The sequence below is a fragment of the Arthrobacter sp. SPT-J7 genome (assembly GCF_059089965.1).
Genome location: NZ_JBNHFF010000005.1, coordinates 219,536 through 235,410, shown reverse-complemented (window position 1 = coordinate 235,410; position 15,875 = coordinate 219,536). Strand labels below are relative to the sequence as shown.

At 62.5% G+C, this 15,875-nt stretch carries 15 protein-coding genes; 6 read left to right on the top strand and 9 right to left on the bottom strand.

Going from position 1 to position 15,875, the window contains the following annotated elements:
* Nucleotides 1–196: 196 nt before the first annotated feature.
* The 3 genes from AC5RWX_RS10705 (at nucleotide 197) to AC5RWX_RS10695 (ending at nucleotide 2,929) form a co-directional block, all read left to right on the top strand.
* Nucleotides 197–1,597, top strand: a complete 1,401-nt coding sequence (locus AC5RWX_RS10705) for a dihydrolipoyl dehydrogenase family protein (protein WP_494097424.1) — start codon at nucleotides 197–199, stop codon at nucleotides 1,595–1,597.
* A gap of 158 nt (nucleotides 1,598–1,755) precedes the next feature.
* On the top strand, nucleotides 1,756–2,031 hold the full coding sequence (locus tag AC5RWX_RS10700) for a hypothetical protein (RefSeq protein ID WP_493942221.1): 276 nt from the start codon (nucleotides 1,756–1,758) through the stop codon (nucleotides 2,029–2,031).
* A 79-nt stretch (nucleotides 2,032–2,110) separates the two neighbouring features.
* Nucleotides 2,111–2,929: a CPBP family glutamic-type intramembrane protease gene (locus AC5RWX_RS10695; protein WP_494078046.1), complete on the top strand. Its 819-nt coding sequence runs from the start codon at nucleotides 2,111–2,113 to the stop codon at nucleotides 2,927–2,929.
* Nucleotides 2,930–3,121: 192 nt separating this feature from the next.
* Here the strand turns inward: AC5RWX_RS10695 and AC5RWX_RS10690 are convergent, their stop codons facing one another.
* Entirely contained in the window at nucleotides 3,122–3,346 is a 225-nt protein-coding gene (locus AC5RWX_RS10690) for a hypothetical protein (protein ID WP_493942219.1), read from the bottom strand.
* Between the two features lie 191 nt (nucleotides 3,347–3,537).
* Complete coding sequence (locus AC5RWX_RS10685) at nucleotides 3,538–4,245, bottom strand: GAF and ANTAR domain-containing protein (protein WP_493942218.1); 708 nt, start codon at nucleotides 4,243–4,245, stop codon at nucleotides 3,538–3,540.
* A 211-nt stretch (nucleotides 4,246–4,456) separates the two neighbouring features.
* Here AC5RWX_RS10685 and AC5RWX_RS10680 point away from each other — a divergent pair, with 211 nt between their 5' ends.
* The 3 genes from AC5RWX_RS10680 to AC5RWX_RS10670 all read left to right on the top strand — a co-directional run bounded on the left by AC5RWX_RS10680 (nucleotide 4,457) and on the right by AC5RWX_RS10670 (nucleotide 7,402).
* Entirely contained in the window at nucleotides 4,457–5,374 is a 918-nt protein-coding gene (locus AC5RWX_RS10680; RefSeq protein WP_493942744.1) for a DMT family transporter, read from the top strand.
* A 151-nt stretch (nucleotides 5,375–5,525) separates the two neighbouring features.
* The gene (locus AC5RWX_RS10675) at nucleotides 5,526–6,878 is read left to right on the top strand and encodes a GAF domain-containing serine/threonine-protein kinase (protein ID WP_494097423.1); all 1,353 of its coding nucleotides are present in this window, start codon (nucleotides 5,526–5,528) and stop codon (nucleotides 6,876–6,878) included.
* Nucleotides 6,879–7,012: 134 nt separating this feature from the next.
* Nucleotides 7,013–7,402, top strand: coding sequence for a VOC family protein (locus AC5RWX_RS10670; protein ID WP_494097422.1), 390 nt, complete (start codon nucleotides 7,013–7,015; stop codon nucleotides 7,400–7,402).
* Nucleotides 7,403–7,423: 21 nt separating this feature from the next.
* Here the strand turns inward: AC5RWX_RS10670 and AC5RWX_RS10665 are convergent, their stop codons facing one another.
* The 7 genes from AC5RWX_RS10665 to AC5RWX_RS10635 form a co-directional block, all read right to left on the bottom strand.
* Nucleotides 7,424–8,215 (bottom strand): IclR family transcriptional regulator domain-containing protein, encoded by a 792-nt coding sequence (locus AC5RWX_RS10665; protein WP_494097421.1) that lies wholly within the window; start codon nucleotides 8,213–8,215, stop codon nucleotides 7,424–7,426.
* 103 nt (nucleotides 8,216–8,318) lie between these two features.
* Nucleotides 8,319–9,173, bottom strand: coding sequence for an alpha/beta fold hydrolase (locus AC5RWX_RS10660; RefSeq protein WP_494097420.1), 855 nt, complete (start codon nucleotides 9,171–9,173; stop codon nucleotides 8,319–8,321).
* A 1-nt stretch (nucleotide 9,174) separates the two neighbouring features.
* A complete protein-coding gene (locus tag AC5RWX_RS10655) occupies nucleotides 9,175–10,119 on the bottom strand; it encodes a DODA-type extradiol aromatic ring-opening family dioxygenase (RefSeq protein WP_494097419.1) in 945 nt (314 codons plus the stop codon).
* A gap of 10 nt (nucleotides 10,120–10,129) precedes the next feature.
* Complete coding sequence (locus AC5RWX_RS10650; protein ID WP_494097418.1) at nucleotides 10,130–11,740, bottom strand: bifunctional 3-(3-hydroxy-phenyl)propionate/3-hydroxycinnamic acid hydroxylase; 1,611 nt, start codon at nucleotides 11,738–11,740, stop codon at nucleotides 10,130–10,132.
* 55 nt (nucleotides 11,741–11,795) lie between these two features.
* Complete coding sequence (locus AC5RWX_RS10645; RefSeq protein ID WP_494097417.1) at nucleotides 11,796–12,839, bottom strand: ABC transporter substrate-binding protein; 1,044 nt, start codon at nucleotides 12,837–12,839, stop codon at nucleotides 11,796–11,798.
* A 15-nt stretch (nucleotides 12,840–12,854) separates the two neighbouring features.
* Entirely contained in the window at nucleotides 12,855–14,000 is a 1,146-nt protein-coding gene (locus AC5RWX_RS10640) for an ABC transporter ATP-binding protein (protein ID WP_494097416.1), read from the bottom strand.
* The gene (locus tag AC5RWX_RS10635; RefSeq protein ID WP_494097415.1) at nucleotides 13,997–15,766 is read right to left on the bottom strand and encodes an ABC transporter permease; all 1,770 of its coding nucleotides are present in this window, start codon (nucleotides 15,764–15,766) and stop codon (nucleotides 13,997–13,999) included. The genes AC5RWX_RS10640 and AC5RWX_RS10635 overlap by 4 nt, the downstream gene beginning before the upstream one ends.
* Nucleotides 15,767–15,875 lie beyond the last annotated feature (109 nt).

Genomic DNA, 15,875 nt, shown 5'->3' with positions numbered 1-15,875 from the left:
CGCGGCCTGCACCGAAAATATTGCGCCGGCCCGATTTATGGCTGAGAGCCAAGCCACCGGTGGGAGGCCGCACGCTGCTGAGCCAGCAGCCGCCCGGAGCTGTGGGCGATTGTGGTGGGCCGCGGTACTACTGCCGTCAGGAGTACGGTTGCCTTAAGGCGGCGCTGGACGCCGCACCGCCGAGGAAAGGTTGGCCATGGAACCCGAGGAATTCGATCTGCTGGTGGTCGGCGGCGGAAAGGCCGGCAAATCGCTGGCCATGGACCTGGCTAAGTCCGGGCAGAAAGTGGCGATGGTCGAGCGGGCCATGATCGGCGGCAGCTGCATCAACGTGGCGTGCATCCCCACCAAGACCATCATCCATTCCGGCCGGGTCCTCGAGACGGCGCGGCGGGCAGCGGAGTTCGGAGTGGCAGGCGTGCAGGATCCGCGGATGGACCTTGATCTGCTGCGGCGCCGCAAGGAAGACGTGGTGGACACCATGGTGGCCGGCCAGGAGAAGCTGTTCACTGGCTCCGGCATGGACTTCATCCTGGGCGAGGCCAAGTTCGTGGCGCCGAAAACCGTGGAGGTTTCGCTGAACGACGGCGGCACCCGCGTGCTGCGCGGCACCGACGTCGTGATTAATTTGGGCACCGAGCCGATGCTGCCGAACATTGAGGGCTTGGCGGAGTCCAACGTGCAGACCAGCAACACGCTGCTGCACCTTGAGCAAATGCCGGAGAGCATGGTGATCCTGGGCGGCGGCTACGTTGGCTGTGAATTCGCGGACCTGCTGAATACCATCGGCGTGGAGGTCACGGTGGTGCAGCGGGCGGGCCAGCTGCTGCCGCGCGAGGACGCCGACGTTGCGGAGTCCGTGGCCAAGGACTTCACCGACGCCGGCATCACGCTGAAGCTGGGGGCGTCTGCTCAAAAGATTGAACGCGACGACGACGGCACGGTCGCCGTGACCCTGTCCACCGGGGAGACTGTCAACGCCGACGATGTGCTGGTGGCGCTCGGCCGGCAGCCGGTGACGGACGGCCTCGGGCTCGAGGACGTGGGCGTGATGCTCTCGGACAAGGGCATCATGCAGGTGGACGACCGGTTGCACACGTCGGCCGAGGGCGTCTGGGCTGCGGGCGATGCGGCGGGATCACCGCAGTTCACGCACGCTTCCTACGACGACTACCGAATCCTCAAGGCCAACTTGGCCGCTGAGCGAGGCGAGGGACAGCCGAGGTCCAGCGTGGAACGGCTGATCCCCTACACCGTCTTTACGACGCCGGAGCTGGCCCGGGTGGGCCTGACCGAACAGCAGGCGCGCGATCTCGGCCATAAGGTGCGAATCGCACGGATGCCGGTAAGCGCTATCCCGCGTGCCCGAACCGTCGGCCAGTTGGCCGGCGAATGGAAGGCTGTGCTGGACCGCGAGACCGGCAAGATCCTGGGTGCCGCGCTGCGTGGAGTGAACGCCAGCGAGGCGATCGCCGTGCTGCAGATGGCGATGATCGGCGGGCTCGACTACACCGCTGTCCGCGATGCCGTGATCACGCACCCGACGGTGTCCGAAGGCTTGAACCTTCTCTTCACCCCGGCCTGGCTGGAAGATTAAAGCCGAGACCCTCCCCCAACAGAAAGTTCCGGGAGGGCTTGCCAGCAGGGCGTCAATGGAGGAAGGTAATCAGCACCCTTAGCACCGCTGAGGTGTTACATCCGGACCCAAAACCATGTGAGGCCGATTAAGGCTTCCTCATGACAAGGAGCAAAACCATGACGCCTACGCCGGAACAGCCTGTGACCGATGACAGCATCAAGGTCCGCCAGCTCAGCCATTACCAGTTCACCTGGGTGGCCGGCGAGGCGGGTGCCCGCGGCACCTGGACCCTGCAATTGGTCCTCGACCAGGGCGCATGGGAAGAAGTGCTGACGCTGGACGCCGACGACGCAGACAATCTGCAGGACCTGCTATCCACCTCGGAGACCGTCTACTACGACGTCAGCCGCCGCACACTCATGTTCGGGACTACGAAGACAGGCCACCACTAGGCATCACGACGAAAGCGTAGAAAACCCGCCGAGCTGTGAACGGTTTCCCGTCCGTCGGTTGCGCTGACATGCTTGTTGCGTGACAACGACTTCGACGGAACCAACCCGCACTACGCTCAGCTGGAAATTGGTCCCGGCGGTACTGCTCTCGACCTCGGGGGTGCTGCTATTCGGTGTCGAGAATGATCTCTTCGGCTACAGCCTGCTCGCCGCCAGCCTGCTGACGGCCGCTATTGTCGACCGTGGGTTTGCTCGGCACCTCTCGCTGGTCGCCGCGGGAATGTTCATTATCAGCTTGGTGCCGTTGAACGCGGACCTGAGCATCTCCCATATGGTCCTGATGGGCAGCGCCCTCGCGCTGGCCGTCGTGGTGCCGTGGTTGATCTCGAGGTTCGTCTACCGCGAGGGCATCATCAAGTTTCCGGTGAACACCGGGCGCAAGTGGCCGCTGACCGCGAAACTGTACCTCATCGGCGTCGTCGCGCTGGGTTACTTCATTCTGCCGGTCTACTTGATCAGCACGGGGGTCTACCAGAATTGGCCGGATGCCTCCGATCCCGCCATTTTCTGGCGGCTCTTTCTTGGCGTGAATGCTGTTGGCATCTGGGACGAGCTGTTCTTCATCTGCACCACGTTCACGCTGCTGCGGCGCCACTTCCCCGATTGGCTGGCCAATATTCTGCAAGCCGTGGTGTTCTCGTCTTTCCTGTGGGAGATCGGGTACCAGGCCTGGGGACCGCTGCTGACCTTCCCGTTCGCGCTGCTGCAGGGCTACACCTTCAAGCTGACGAAGTCGCTCACCTACGTCGTCTCAGTGCACCTGATCTTCGACTTCGTGCTGTTCCTGGCGCTTGTCCACGCACACAACCCCGAGTGGCTGCCGATCTTCTTGTACTGAGGCAGTCAGGCATAAGGCAGAAGCTAGCGGCCGGGTCGGACAATTCGTGCACATAGAAAAGCAGCTGAGGCGATGAGGGGTGTTGCCTCATGGCCTCTGCTGCTTTGGTGGTCTTAATAGTTTGTGGCGTCTCCCGCGGCTGCAGACGACGTCGGTCGCCGGCCGTCCAGTCACAACAGCGCGGCTAAAGGACTAGGCGCCCAAGCGGTCTTGCTCATCGCCGTCCAGACCGGCCTCTTCGCGGGCTTCGAGCTCCCGCGCGACGGCGTAGTACTGGACGATGGCGTCGCGCACAGGATGCTTGCGGTCCAGCTGGCGGAAGAACCGGCTGCTGAGCGCCAGGAGTTCGTCCGTGGACAGGACGGACAGATCCGCGGGGAAGGTCGTTTGGTCCGGAGCTTCAATCACGGTGCTCATGTCGACACCTCCAGGTCGAACTGACCAAGGTGCAGGGAGCTACGGGGAGCGTGAGGCCTGGCAGGCACAAACAGCTGGTTTTTCATGGAGGTCTCATTCCATACGAGTATTCCAAGGCCAACTGCTTTAGCCACGTTTCACGCTACAGCAACAAGAACCAAAGTCAACGCGCGCCCCTGGGGCGGCAGGCGTTACCGGTCGAAATGGGCGCCCTCACCGGATGGATCGGCCGATGCCACCAGGTCTGCTGCCAGGTCGCGGAGCTTAATGTTGCGGCTGCTGGAGGCGGACCTGAGCAGGGCGAAGGCTTCCTCCTGGCTGCAGCGGTTCTGGCCCATGATGATGCCGATCGCGAGCGAAACAGTGGTCCTGGTCTCCAGCGCGGCTGCCAGGTCGGCTTCGGCATCGCGGTGGCTGGCAAGGCGCACTGCCAGCGAAAGGGCCCGTGAGGCCTGCCGGGCGTATTGCTGGGCAGACTCGATCGACTCCTCGTCGAACCTGCCGGCTTCGTCCGAATAGAGATTGAGGCCCGCGGCGTTACCGGAGCCGATGGCGATCGGCACGCCCAAGATGGACCGGACGCCCTCATTCATGATTTTGGCCCGATACTCGGGCCAGCGGGCATCTTCTGGCAGGTCGGCTACGTGGACCAGGACCTGCTCCCGGGACGCTTTGAGGCAGGGTCCGTCAGGGAAGTCGTACTGGATCTCGTCCAGCGCTTGCGCACGGTCGCTGCTGCTGGCCACTGTGCTGGCCTTCTTTTTCCGCAGCAGCGTGATGCCGCACAGCAACTCCTCGCCGGGGTGCGAAAGATTGTGCACGGCCAGGCGCACCAGAGCATTAAGGAAAACCTCTAGGTCCGTACTGTCGACCGCCGCGTCGTGGAGGAACTCCTCCACGCTCAATCCACTAGCATCATTTATTTCGCCCGGCATGGCGCTGCCCTTTCTCAGTTCCTCCCGTTAACTTAACCCAACCCGGGCGGTGCCCGCGCCATTTTCCTGCCGTTACCCGCACCACGTTCCGAACCAAAAAGGCAGCCGGATGCCCGGCACCGCCTTTGGGCGCTAATGTTTGTCGGATACCCGCCACCGAAGCAGGAGGAGCAGCATGCGCGCCTATCTCCTGCTGATGCTGGTGGTGGTTTTCTATGCCGGCAACATCCTCACCGGCAAGGCCCTGAGCGATCTGCCTCCGCTGACCATCGCCTTTGGCCGAATTGCCGTCGCGTTCCTGGTGCTGCTTCCCCTCGGGTACCGCAGCGCCTGGCGTTCCCGTCACCTGTTCGTGCGGCACTGGAAGCCGCTCCTGCTGATGACGGTCACCGGGATCGCCGGATTCAACACCTTGATCTATTCCGCGTTGCAGTTCACTTCTGCCACCAACGTCTCGGTGCTGGAAGCATCCATTCCCGCCGTCACCGTGCTGCTGAGCTTCTGGCTGCTGCGCGAACGGCTCCGGCCGCTGCAGTGGCTTGGCATTCTGCTCTCACTCTGCGGAGCGCTGTGGGTGGTGACCAACGGCCAACTGCTGCGCCTTGCGGAGATGTCCTGGAACATCGGCGACGCGATCATGGCCGTCGGCGCGGTGTCCTGGGCGGTCTACTCCTTGGCCGTGAAGAAGTACCTGCACCTGTTCCCCGCCCACGGCGCGGTGCTGGTCATGACCGGACTGTCCGTGTTGTGCCTGCTGCCGCTGGTGGCCGGCGAGTGGATGATCGTGGGCGTCCCGGAGGTCAGCTTCGGCCAGTGGTCGGGCCTGCTCTACCTGGGCGTCTTCCCCTCGGTAGTCGCCCTGCTGCTTTACAACCGCGCCGTCGCGGCCCTAGGTGCTTCGCAGGCGTCGGTGTTCCTGAATTTCGTGCCGGTGTTCACCATGCTCGGCGCGTACCTCTTGTTGGATGAATCGATCAGCGGGATGCAGATCCTCGGCGCACTGGCGGTCATCGTGGGGGTATTTTTCACCACCCGGAGCAAGCGGGCGTCCGTCCGCTATAAGGAACGGTCCGTGGTCGCAGCGGAGGAGTGATAACGATTCAGCATTTCCCCCGCGTTGTGGTCAGGTCCGGGATCCCGAGCCCGTACGATTAGTAAGGGTGCTGTCAAAGTGACGGCCGGGGTGCCGCCAGGGGGCGGCCAGAAAGCAGGAGACATTGGCGCCTCATCTAGATCGATCCGGCATGCTGCTGGATGGGCGGTACCGGCTTAAGAATCTGGTCGGCACCGGAGCCAACGCAAAGGTGTACCGGGCGGAAGATCAAGTCCTGGGGCGGGAAGTGGCGGTCAAGGTCATTCAGCGCCCCTCGATGAACGAGGAAGAGTTCCGCCACGACAACGCCGAGATCAAGCTCTTGGCCCGGCTAAATCACGGAAACCTGGTCACTCTTCTGGATGCCGGCATCGACCGGATCGAAGCCGGACATCCGCAGATTTACCTGGTCATGGAAATGATCGAAGGCGCCGACCTGAAGACCCGCTTGGCGGAAGGCGCCCTGCCGCCAAGGCATGTCGCGCAGATTGGCCATGATCTGGCAGAGGGCCTGGCCTACATCCACAACAACTCCGTGGTCCACCGGGACGTGAAGCCCGGGAACATCATGCTGTTTAACTACGACGACGGCGGGTCGCGTCTGCGCGCCAAACTCACCGACTTCGGCATCGCCGTCGTGATCTCTGAAGATGCCCATGTCTCTGGCATCTATGGCACTGCCGGCTACTTGAGCCCGGAGCAGGCGAAGGGCGAACCCATTGGGCCGGCCAGCGACATCTATTCGCTAGGTCTGGTGCTGCTGGAATGCTTGACCGGTCAGACAGCGTTCTCCGGGCCGCCGCTGGAATCTGCCGTCGCGCGGCTCTTGCGCGATCCGGTGATTCCGGCCACGCTGGGGCCGGAGTGGGAGCGGCTGCTGACCGCGATGACAGCGCGCGAGCCAGAGGCGCGGCCCACCGGCCGCGAGGTGGCGTTGATGCTGTCCGATCTGGCGCAATCGCGGCGCGGCCGGTACAAGGACGTTTCGATCATCCCGGCCGATGAGCCACAGCGGATGGAAGCGGTCCAGCGCTACAACATCCTGGACACTCCGGCGGACGGCGCCTTCGACCGCATCACGGCGCTGGCCGCCCGGCTCTTCGCCGCCCCCATCGCCATTGTCAGTGTGGTGGACCACGACCGGATCTGGTTCAAGTCGCACCACGGGCTGGACATCGAGCAGCTCGACCGAGAGCCTGGGCTCTGCGCGTCGGCGATCCTGCAGAACGGGCCGTGGATCATCAACGACGCGCCGGCAGACCCCCGGGCGATGACCAACTCGCTGGTCGCCAGCGAGTTCGGGCTGAAGTTCTACGCCGGCGTCCCGCTGAAGACCCGGGACGGCTACAACCTGGGCACGCTGTGCATCCTGGACTTCGAGCCGCGCGACTTCAGCGCCGAGGACACGCTGACACTGGAGGACCTGGCCGCGATTGTCATGAATGACTTGGAGCTGAGGTTGGAAAGCCGCCGGCACCTTGCGGAGGAGCCGCTGGCGGTCTAGTTAGCCGGATTGTCCGTGGTGTCACCGGGAAGGGCAGACAGCGACGGCGATCTGCGGTAGCGTCCCAGCATCACCGCGTGCCGCCCCGCGTGCGGCGCTGGCCATCGACCGGGAGGGCACCCATGCTGCGAGGAATGAGCACGGTCAGCTACTGGACCGCCGATCTGCCGGCGGCTGTGGCCTGGTATTCGGATCTGCTGGACACCAGGCCGTATTTCCAGCAGCCGGGCTATGCCGAATTCAGGATCGGCGACTATCAGCATGAGCTCGGCCTGATCGACACACGGCATGCTCCGGCCGGGCACGGGATAGATCCGGGCGGCGCCATCCTCTACTGGCACGTGGACGATGTTCCGGCCGTCCATCGGCGGCTGCTGGAGAAGGGCGCGAAGGAACTGGAGCCGGTCATCGAGCGGGGGCACGGTTTCATCACGGCCTCGGTGGTCGATCCGTTCGGCAACGTGCTGGGCGTCATGCAGAACCCGCACTATCTGGAGATGCTTCGCTCCCGTCCGGGATCCTGAACTCGCCAGCTTCAAGTTGACTCAGTAGTTCTTGAGCTCCGGACCGTACTCCGCCAGGGTTTGGTTGATGCGCTCGCGTGTCGCTAGAAGCTTGGGCAGGAACTCACCTTCGAGTCGTTCGAGTGAGACCCGTGCCGTGTGAACGGCCACGTTGATGCCGGCAATCACCAAACCATCTACGTTGTGCAGCGGCGCAGCTATCGTCCGGACGCCAAGTTCCACTTCCTGGTCCATGAGGCACCAGCCCCTCTCGCGGATGGCTTTCAGGTCCGCACGGAAGCCTTCCAACTGGTGCACCTGCGGCTGCGTGCCGAGTTGCTCCCGTCGCTGGAGGTAAATTTCGAGCTCCGCCCCGGGTAGGTTGGCCAACAGGACTCTTCCCAAAGCTGTGATGACTGGATCGATGCGCGTCCCGACTTGGACGTTGAAAGTCATGATGCGCTGTTGGGCCGAGGCGCGGGCGATATAGACGACGTTGTCGCCGTCGAGAACGCCCACGGAGCATGCCTCGCGCAGCTCCGCATTGAGGTCGGCGAGGTAGGGATTGACGATCCCGGGCAGCTCTCCGGAGGTCAGGTAGGAGCCGCCGAGATCCAGGACTCGCGGCCGCAGGCGGAACCGACCGTCTTCCTGTGCCACGTATCCCAGTGCCTGCAGTGTGAGCAGGAATCGACGCGCGCTCGGCTTCGAAAGCCCGGTCACTTCGGCAGCCTCGGTCAGGGTCATCGTGCGGCGGTCACTGTTGAACGCCTTGATCACCGCGAGTCCCTTGTCCAGCGATTGGACGTAGTCACCCGGCGCAATGGGGTGCACCAACCTAGTCTGGTCCACTCGGCCTGCCCTTCTTCATCTCGGCCGCTGTGTGCGGTCCCGGCGGCAGGACCCGCACACAGCGGTCAGTTACTTACGGTTTACCCTAGCTGTGCGTTTGAAGGTAGGCGGCGACAACGCGGTTGAAATCCTCCGCACGTTCCACTTGACTCCAGTGCCCGCACTGGGAGAAAAGGTGCAGGTCCGCATGCGGGATCACCTCTGCCAACTGCAGGCTGCGTCCCATTGGGATCACGTGGTCCTCGCGGCCGTGGATCAGCAGCACGGGAATCTCCAGCGCGGCCAAAACATCCATGTCCAGCGGCAGCTGTTCACGGTCCTCGTCGCGCGCCGCGATGACACGGCGGAAGCGTTCGGTGGCGCCTTCAATGGACGACGCCGCGTAGCGTGCCTCGACCAGCTCGTCGGAGACCAGTGATGCATCCACCACAAAGTCGAGGAGGGCCTGCCGGATTCCCTCCGGAGTGACTGTGGGATTCGCGTGGCTGGCTAGGGCTTTGGTACGCGGAGCTCCGCCGGTTCCCATGGATATGATGCCGGCCAGCCGCTCCGGGTAGTCAATGGCAAACTGGAATGCCACCCAGCCGCCGAGCGAGTTGCCTACCAGCCAGGTCTTGTCGATCCCCAACTTATCCAGCACGCGCACGATGTGCTTGACCCAGGCCTTGATCCCGAACGGGCTGTCCGGGGCTTCGATCGTCTGGCCGAATCCCAGCAAGTCGATGGCGATTGTGCGGTACTCCTTGGAGAGCTCGGGCAGGTTCAGCCACCAATTCGCTGCCGCCGAAACACCACTGCCGGAACCATGCAGGAAGAGGACAGGCGTTCCTTCGCCTGCCTCGTGGTAGTGGGTCAGTTCGCCCGGGGCGGTCTCCAACCACTTGTCTTCGAGGCCGAAGAACTCGTCTGTTTTGAATTTCGGGATAGTTCGAAGCTCCATGTCAATTCCTCTCCGTAGGTGCCGAAAACGCCGCGACCAAGCCCATGCCCGTCACCCAGCGGTGGACGGGTTCGTAGGCGACGGTCTCCACCGGAGCGTTCCATGCCCCGAGCCCGGCCAGCCAGGCGCGGACCTCGTGGGTTCCGTTGCCGGCGACCTTTTCCATGTGATCCGGGTCAATGGCGAGAAGCTCGTCGATGTTGCCGGACGTCATATGCTCCAGAAACCATCGGTCCCATTCATCGTTAATATCGCCTTCGTGCCCTGCGGCAATCCGCTCTGCCAGCCCTGCCTCCCGTGCCGCGTTGTATTCGACGACGGTTTCGCGGCCGTCGATCAGGAACTCCCGTGTCGCTGCGTCGGTCGACTCGTCGTAGGGCGACGCGGCCTTGACCCAGTGGGACAGTCCGCCGGAGGAAATCAGCAGGATGCGAAGATCCTCATCGAGCTCCCGCAGGGCCTTGCCGACCGCCGCACCGAATTCGTGCGCGCGTTTCATGGACGGCCGTGGAGCGGCGCCGCAATCAATCATTACCGGGAGGACAGGCACGGTCATGTCCGGCAGCAGTACCTCGTAGGGCTGGGCAATGCCGTGGTCAATCCCCATCCGTAGGGAGAAGGCCGGATCAAAGCCCTGTTCGCGAACGTTCTCAATGACCTGCCGCCCGATCCCCTCGAGGTGAGGCAGCGGACCCTTATAACCTCCATAGTCGCCGAAGCTGACGACCTCCCCCGCGCCGATGCAAAACGCCGGCATCAGATCATAGAAGAAGTTGCGCATGTGGTCAGGCCCGAAGATGACCACCAGGTCGGGGGCCAGCGCCTGTACCTTTTCCTTGACGGTCGCTGCGCCAGCCGCAAATTCGGCACCCGGCCCTTCGACGTCGAAGGATTCGTCCCAAAAGGGCGAGTGGGACATCGCGATGTATCCGACAATTTCTGCCATGGTGGACTCCTTAATTACTGATGAGCGTTGTGGACTTCAGCGGCAGTACTTTGCTGAAGCTGCGGGTCATGGTGTTGGCATCGCCGCGGGCGCACGAGGCAGCCAGGTACCGGTCCGGGCGGACCACCAGAATGTCGCGGTTCCTGTTGCCGCGCGACCAGTCGCGGAAGCCGCCTTGGACGTCGTCCAGGAGAGTGGTCTCGGACGTGGCTTTTCGCAGATGCTGGCCCGCTCTGGACCGATTCACCCTCAAGAAACGTGCACCGAGGGATCGCCAGTAGTGAAGCGATTCAGCGTTCATGTGTTCCACGGGGTCAATGTTGATTCCGATGATCGTGAACCAGTCCCCTGCAGCCGTATCCAGCTTGATCCGCCGCCCGTCCGCTGTCTCGACGTCAGGTTGAATGAACATCTTGCCGACGGCGTTCTTGGGCGAAGGGTCAAGAACGGCTCCGCGCTCGTAGTACGGCATCGGCTTGAACTTCATCTGCAGCAGGTAGTCCCTGGTGGCCGGAATCCGCTGCATGGCGCGCAGGCCGTAGCTGCGGACCTTTTCACCCAGCTTGGTTTTCGGTCCGTACACTCTCCCGAGCATGGTGGCCAGTTCCACGAGTGCCCGGGCGTGGCCACGGCGTTCCTGCCCGTAGGTCTCCAACAGGTCGTCGGAGGCTCCGTGCCTGATCACAGCCGCCAGCTTCCACGCCACGTTGGCCGCATCCCTGATACCTGAATTCATGCCCTGACCGAACCACGGCGGCTGTAGGTGCGCTGCGTCGCCGGCCAGGAATACCCTGCCGTTTCCGAAGCGGTCTGCCACCCGACTGTGGTGCGAGTACACTCGTGAGCGTTCCAGCCCGGACATGGGACCAGTCCAATTGAAGTGGGTGCGGATGAGCTGCTCCACCCGTTCGGGCTGCACCATCTCTTCATCTGTCTCGTCGTCATTGAGTCGGAATTCGAAGCGCCGGTATCCAAACGGCAGGTCAATGGAGACGAACGGGCGCGAACTGCTGATGTAGTTTCCGGAAAACGGCGCATGGTAGGACGAGTCTTTGATGTCAACCACGAGCCAACGGGCGGGCAACGTCGTTCCTTCCAGAACCGCACCGATCTGCTTGCGAACGGTGCTGCGCCCGCCGTCCGCTCCGACCACGTATTGCGCAAAGACAGTCTCTGTTGAACCGTCCGCCGCCGCGATGGTCGCCTCGACGCCGTCGTCCAACTGCTTGAGCTCGACGAGATCCCGTTCAAGCCTGAGGTCGACGTGGTCGAAGCGTTTCAGGCCCGCCCGCAGTTTCGTTTCCAGCATCGGCTGTATAAAAGAGTTGCGGCGGGGCCAGCCAAAAGGCTGCCCTGATGGTGCGATCTCGGCGAGCTTGGTCAGATTCGAATCGAACCAGATCAGCGCCTGATTTTGGATCATGTCAGCGTGCACCTCGGGGCCGAGGCCGCACGACTGAAAAACGCGCAATGATTCATCGTCAACCCCGACAGCCCGGGGGTAATCGATGACCTCCGGAGCGCGGTCGATGATGGTCGTCTTGACGCCATAGATCCCGAGCAGGTTGGCGATGGTGGCGCCGCAAGGGCCCGCTCCGACGATGAGGACTTCGGTATTCACTGGAGGATCTCCCTGGACGGTGCGTGGAGCCGCAACTGCGGCTCTACGCACGGATCTAGAATTTGGTGTTCAGCAGTTCAAGCGTGGAACGGTATTTTTCTGCGCCGGGGTAGGCGAGCCGCACCGGGTCGCCAATTTCTTCCGCGCCGGCCGGCAACGGAGCATTCGGCATGGTTCCAAACTCAAAGACGTGCTTGGCAATGGATGCCTGGCCGGCGTCACTGAACATCCAGGAAACGAGTAGTCGTGCAGCGTTCGGGTTCGGGCCTCCGTCCAAGACCGCGTAGGCCACGTCGGAGAAGTAGGCGCCGTCGTCCATGGCTACGAACTCAAGCGGGGCGCCCTGTTCTTTCTGTCGCATAAACGTGCCGTAGCCGGCGACGAAGGAAATGGCAGTCTCGCCGGTCACCGTTGATTGCAGCGCGTTTGCCACCGAGGGGAAGATCTTGGGCTTCGCCTCGGCCTTGAAGGAATCCACCCACGCTTCGTCAATCGCTCCAGCAGCAAGCGCCGAGGCCAGGACCTGTGGGGTGACACCGCTTTGCTTGGGCGTAGCCGTGGCGATTTTCCCCGCCAGATTCGAGTCGGCCAGGTCGACCCAGGTTGCCGGCACTTCTTCTGCCGAGAGTGCCTTGGTGTTGTAAGCCGTGGCATAGAGGTGCTGCGAGGGAACGCTCCAGGCTGCATCGGGACCGATGAACTGTTCATCCAGGCCGTCTGCTTCCACCGGCGTGAAGCCAGCCAGGTAGCCCTTATCGTTGTACCGTTCGGTGTCGGACACTCCGATGTGGACCAGATCGGCTTCGAATCCGCCCGCGATCTGCTCGCCTTCGAGCCGGGTGTCGAGTTCTTGGCCAAAGATATCCGAAGTAACGATCTCGATCCCCGGGTACTCCGCGCTGAAGTCATCATAGACGGCGGCGTACAAGTCTTCGGTGGGCCCGTAGATGGTTACTTTGCCTTCTGCCTTGGCGGCCTCGTAGAACTCTGCGGCGCTGGTGGCGTTCACTGCTTGGCTGGCGGATACGTTTCCGCCGCAGCCGCTGATCAGCAGCATGGATGCTACGGCAACGGCGGCAAATTTCATCTTGTTCTTCATGTCAGGGCTTCTTTTCTAGGCGTTAATTCGGACGGAGGGAGTAGGAGTGGGAGCAGCGGGACCGCCCTTGCGTTGACCCTCGACAGCAACCACCGTTCCGGCGGGAGGTTGGGCCAGGGCGAGACCTCCGACCTCGATATCGCGGGCGTAGCCGGGGCGGACACGGGCAACGACTTCGGCAACGCCGTCGCTGATGACGATTTCCACGTCGTCGCCGAGATGGGCTTTAGAGACCACGGTGCCCACGAATGCGCCGTCGACTGGCGTCCCATCATGGGGAGAGACACGTACAAGGCGGGAACGGATGGCGACCGTGATGGTGCTGCCAGCCTCCAACTGGGACGTCACGGCGGCGGTCAGCCGGTTACCATTGCCGATCTCTACCGTGGCCTGTGCTTCTCCTGAGTCGACAACGAGGGCTTCGAAGAAGTTGTCGAAACCCACAAATTCGGCAACGAAGGCCGTCTTCGGGGAAACGAAGACATCGCGGGGCGCGCCCTGTTGAACGATCTTTCCGTCCTGAAGAACCAGAACGCGGTCGGCCAGTCCGCCGGCATCCTCTTTGTCGTGCGTGACGTAAACGGCCGTGGCCCCGAGATGTTGCTGGATTCGACGGATCTCACGACGCATTTGGGCGCGCAGGTTGGTGTCCAGGCTGGATAGCGGTTCGTCGAGCAGTAGCAGCCGAGGGCGCGGGACCACGGCACGCGCCAGGGCGACCCGCTGTTGCTGGCCTCCCGAAAGCGTTCCTGGATACGCTTCCCGGTGTTCCCACAGATCGACCATGACTAGCGCTTCCCGAACACGTTCACGTGTTTCGGCCTTGGAAACCTTGGCTCGTTTCAGCGGATACGCGACGTTCTCGAAGACTGATTTGTGCGGCCAAAGCGCGAAGCTTTGGAAAACCATCCCCAGGTGACGTTCTTCCGGGGCCTTATTGATGCCGACCTTGTCATCGAAAACGGCCTCGCTGCCGAGGTAGATCGTGCCACCCTCCGGGTGCTCCAGGCCTGCGATGGCGCGCAGGAGGGTGCTCTTGCCGCAACCGGAGGGACCCAACAGGCAGATGAACTCCCCATCTTCTACCTCGAGTCCTACGTGGTCCAATACAGTCTTGGTGCCGAAGGACTTGTGCAGGTTGTTAATGACGATGCTGGTCATGCGGAAACTCCTTGTACTTCTTCGCGCTGTTGGGAGGCACTGCGGCGAATGATGGTGCGGGCTATCAGCCAGAGCAAGAATGCGGCAGCTGCCAGTCCTGCCATCGCGCAGGTAAAGATGACGTAGAGGGCAGCGGCCAGAACGGTTTCGCCGCTGTTGTAGAAGCCAAAGCTGACAGTGGCGATCATTTCGGTGTTGGCGCTGCCCAGCAGGATGGGCACGTCGAGGATCCCCGACATGGTGATGGCTACGAGGAACCAGGCCGAGATGAGGGACGGGACCAGGAGCCGCACTGTGACAGTTCCAAACGCGCGGAGGAAGTTGTCGCCGGAGATTCGTGCTGCTTCTTCCATATCGACGCCGATCTGCGCCAGAGCACCCTCCAAGGTCCTGGTGGCCAGCGGGACGGTGGCGACGGCCAGACCGATGACCAGGATCCAGACAGTTCCGTAGATGCTCTTGGTTCCCGGCGTCATCAGGACCGACCAGAGGAAGGCCAGGCCCAGAACCAGGCCAGGCATTGCAGCGGGAACCCAGGATGCCAATTGGATGTAGCGGCCGAGCCGGCCCTTCATCCGGACAAAAGCGAAACTGACAACCAACGCGAGAATGACGGTCAGGAGCCCGCCGATCGTGGACACAATAATTGTGGTCTCCAACGCCTTCATGACACTCGGGGTGTTCAAGAGGCGCTCGAAATTCTGCAGGGTGAAGTCGGACGCGCCGAGGTAGGGCCGGAAGGCGCTCAGGATGACCTGAGCCACGGGAAGGATCAGCGCAACGAGAATGAACAGGAGCACCGCCGCGACCACGGCGCCCGTCCATCTCCCCGGTTTGCGGAGGTCCGCGCCCTTGGCCCTTCCGCCCACGGAGGTGTACGTCTTGCCCCCGCCTGTCAGCTTGAGCTGCAGCAGCACCAATACCGCGAGGATGGCAACGATAACTAAGGAGGAAGCAGAGGCTGCGGGGTAATCGGCTTCGTATCCGCCGCGTAAGTAGTCATAGATCTGGGTGGCGAACACGTTGATTCCGGCCGGCAGTCCAAGGACAGCCGGGGTTTCAAAGGCCTCGAGTCCTTTGACAAAAATGAAGAGGCTGGCAGCACCAAGGGCAGGCAGCAAGGCCGGCAGTTCGATCCCTATGAACGAACGGATCCGGCTTGCGCCGCCGATCCGGGCTGCCTCCTCCAAAGCCGCATTTTGATTGCGGAAGGCTCCGAGAAGAATCATGTAAGCCAGCGCACTGGCCTTCAGCACTGTCACCAATACCAAGCCGAACCAACTACGCGTATTGAAGGTCGCCGCAAGGAAGTCGAGGCCGAGCACGTCGAAGAAGCGGTTGATCATGCCCGTCTGGCCAGCACCAAGCATCGCCCAGCTCAGCGAATACAGCACGGTCGGCATCGCGACCAAGATGACCATCACGGGGGTGATAAATCGCCGGAAGGGCACATCCATCCTTGTGGTCACCGTGGCCATAAAGACGGCTACCGCCATGGAGAGGACCGTGATCACCACCGCGTAGATGACCGTTGAGCCGAGCGCCGCGTAGGCGTTCGGGTCATTGATCAGACGCTCAAATCCCGACAGGGTCCACTTGGGGTTACCCGCCAGCGGTGACGAGCTGAAGGCCCCATAGATGAGCATGCCCAGCGGCCACACGAACAACCAGGTAAATATAAGGAGGCAGACCGCTTTGCCGATCGTGCGGGCAGCCGTAGCGGGCTGGATGCGCGTGGAAGAACGCGGCGCGGTCAGGACACTCATGGCACCCCTTTCTCTTGCTTTGGTAAGCCTGTACGCAATCCGTACAAAGGTTACGTATTTCGTACGCTTGATATTAGTGATCCCATTCACGCGGCGTCAAGAATGCGTC

What these genes read in the sequence shown, in the direction of transcription:
- AC5RWX_RS10705 (WP_494097424.1), top strand. Translation starts at nt 197, where the DNA reads ATGGAACCCGAGGAATTCGATCTGCTGGTGGTCGGCGGCGGAAAGGCC.
- AC5RWX_RS10700 (WP_493942221.1), top strand. Translation starts at nt 1,756, where the DNA reads ATGACGCCTACGCCGGAACAGCCTGTGACCGATGACAGCATCAAGGTC.
- AC5RWX_RS10690 (WP_493942219.1), bottom strand. Translation starts at nt 3,346, where the DNA reads ATGAGCACCGTGATTGAAGCTCCGGACCAAACGACCTTCCCCGCGGAT.
- AC5RWX_RS10680 (WP_493942744.1), top strand. Translation starts at nt 4,457, where the DNA reads ATGCGCGCCTATCTCCTGCTGATGCTGGTGGTGGTTTTCTATGCCGGC.
- AC5RWX_RS10675 (WP_494097423.1), top strand. Translation starts at nt 5,526, where the DNA reads ATGCTGCTGGATGGGCGGTACCGGCTTAAGAATCTGGTCGGCACCGGA.
- AC5RWX_RS10670 (WP_494097422.1), top strand. Translation starts at nt 7,013, where the DNA reads ATGAGCACGGTCAGCTACTGGACCGCCGATCTGCCGGCGGCTGTGGCC.
- AC5RWX_RS10660 (WP_494097420.1), bottom strand. Translation starts at nt 9,173, where the DNA reads ATGGAGCTTCGAACTATCCCGAAATTCAAAACAGACGAGTTCTTCGGC.
- AC5RWX_RS10655 (WP_494097419.1), bottom strand. Translation starts at nt 10,119, where the DNA reads ATGGCAGAAATTGTCGGATACATCGCGATGTCCCACTCGCCCTTTTGG.
- AC5RWX_RS10645 (WP_494097417.1), bottom strand. Translation starts at nt 12,839, where the DNA reads ATGAAGAACAAGATGAAATTTGCCGCCGTTGCCGTAGCATCCATGCTG.
- AC5RWX_RS10640 (WP_494097416.1), bottom strand. Translation starts at nt 14,000, where the DNA reads ATGACCAGCATCGTCATTAACAACCTGCACAAGTCCTTCGGCACCAAG.
- AC5RWX_RS10635 (WP_494097415.1), bottom strand. Translation starts at nt 15,766, where the DNA reads ATGAGTGTCCTGACCGCGCCGCGTTCTTCCACGCGCATCCAGCCCGCT.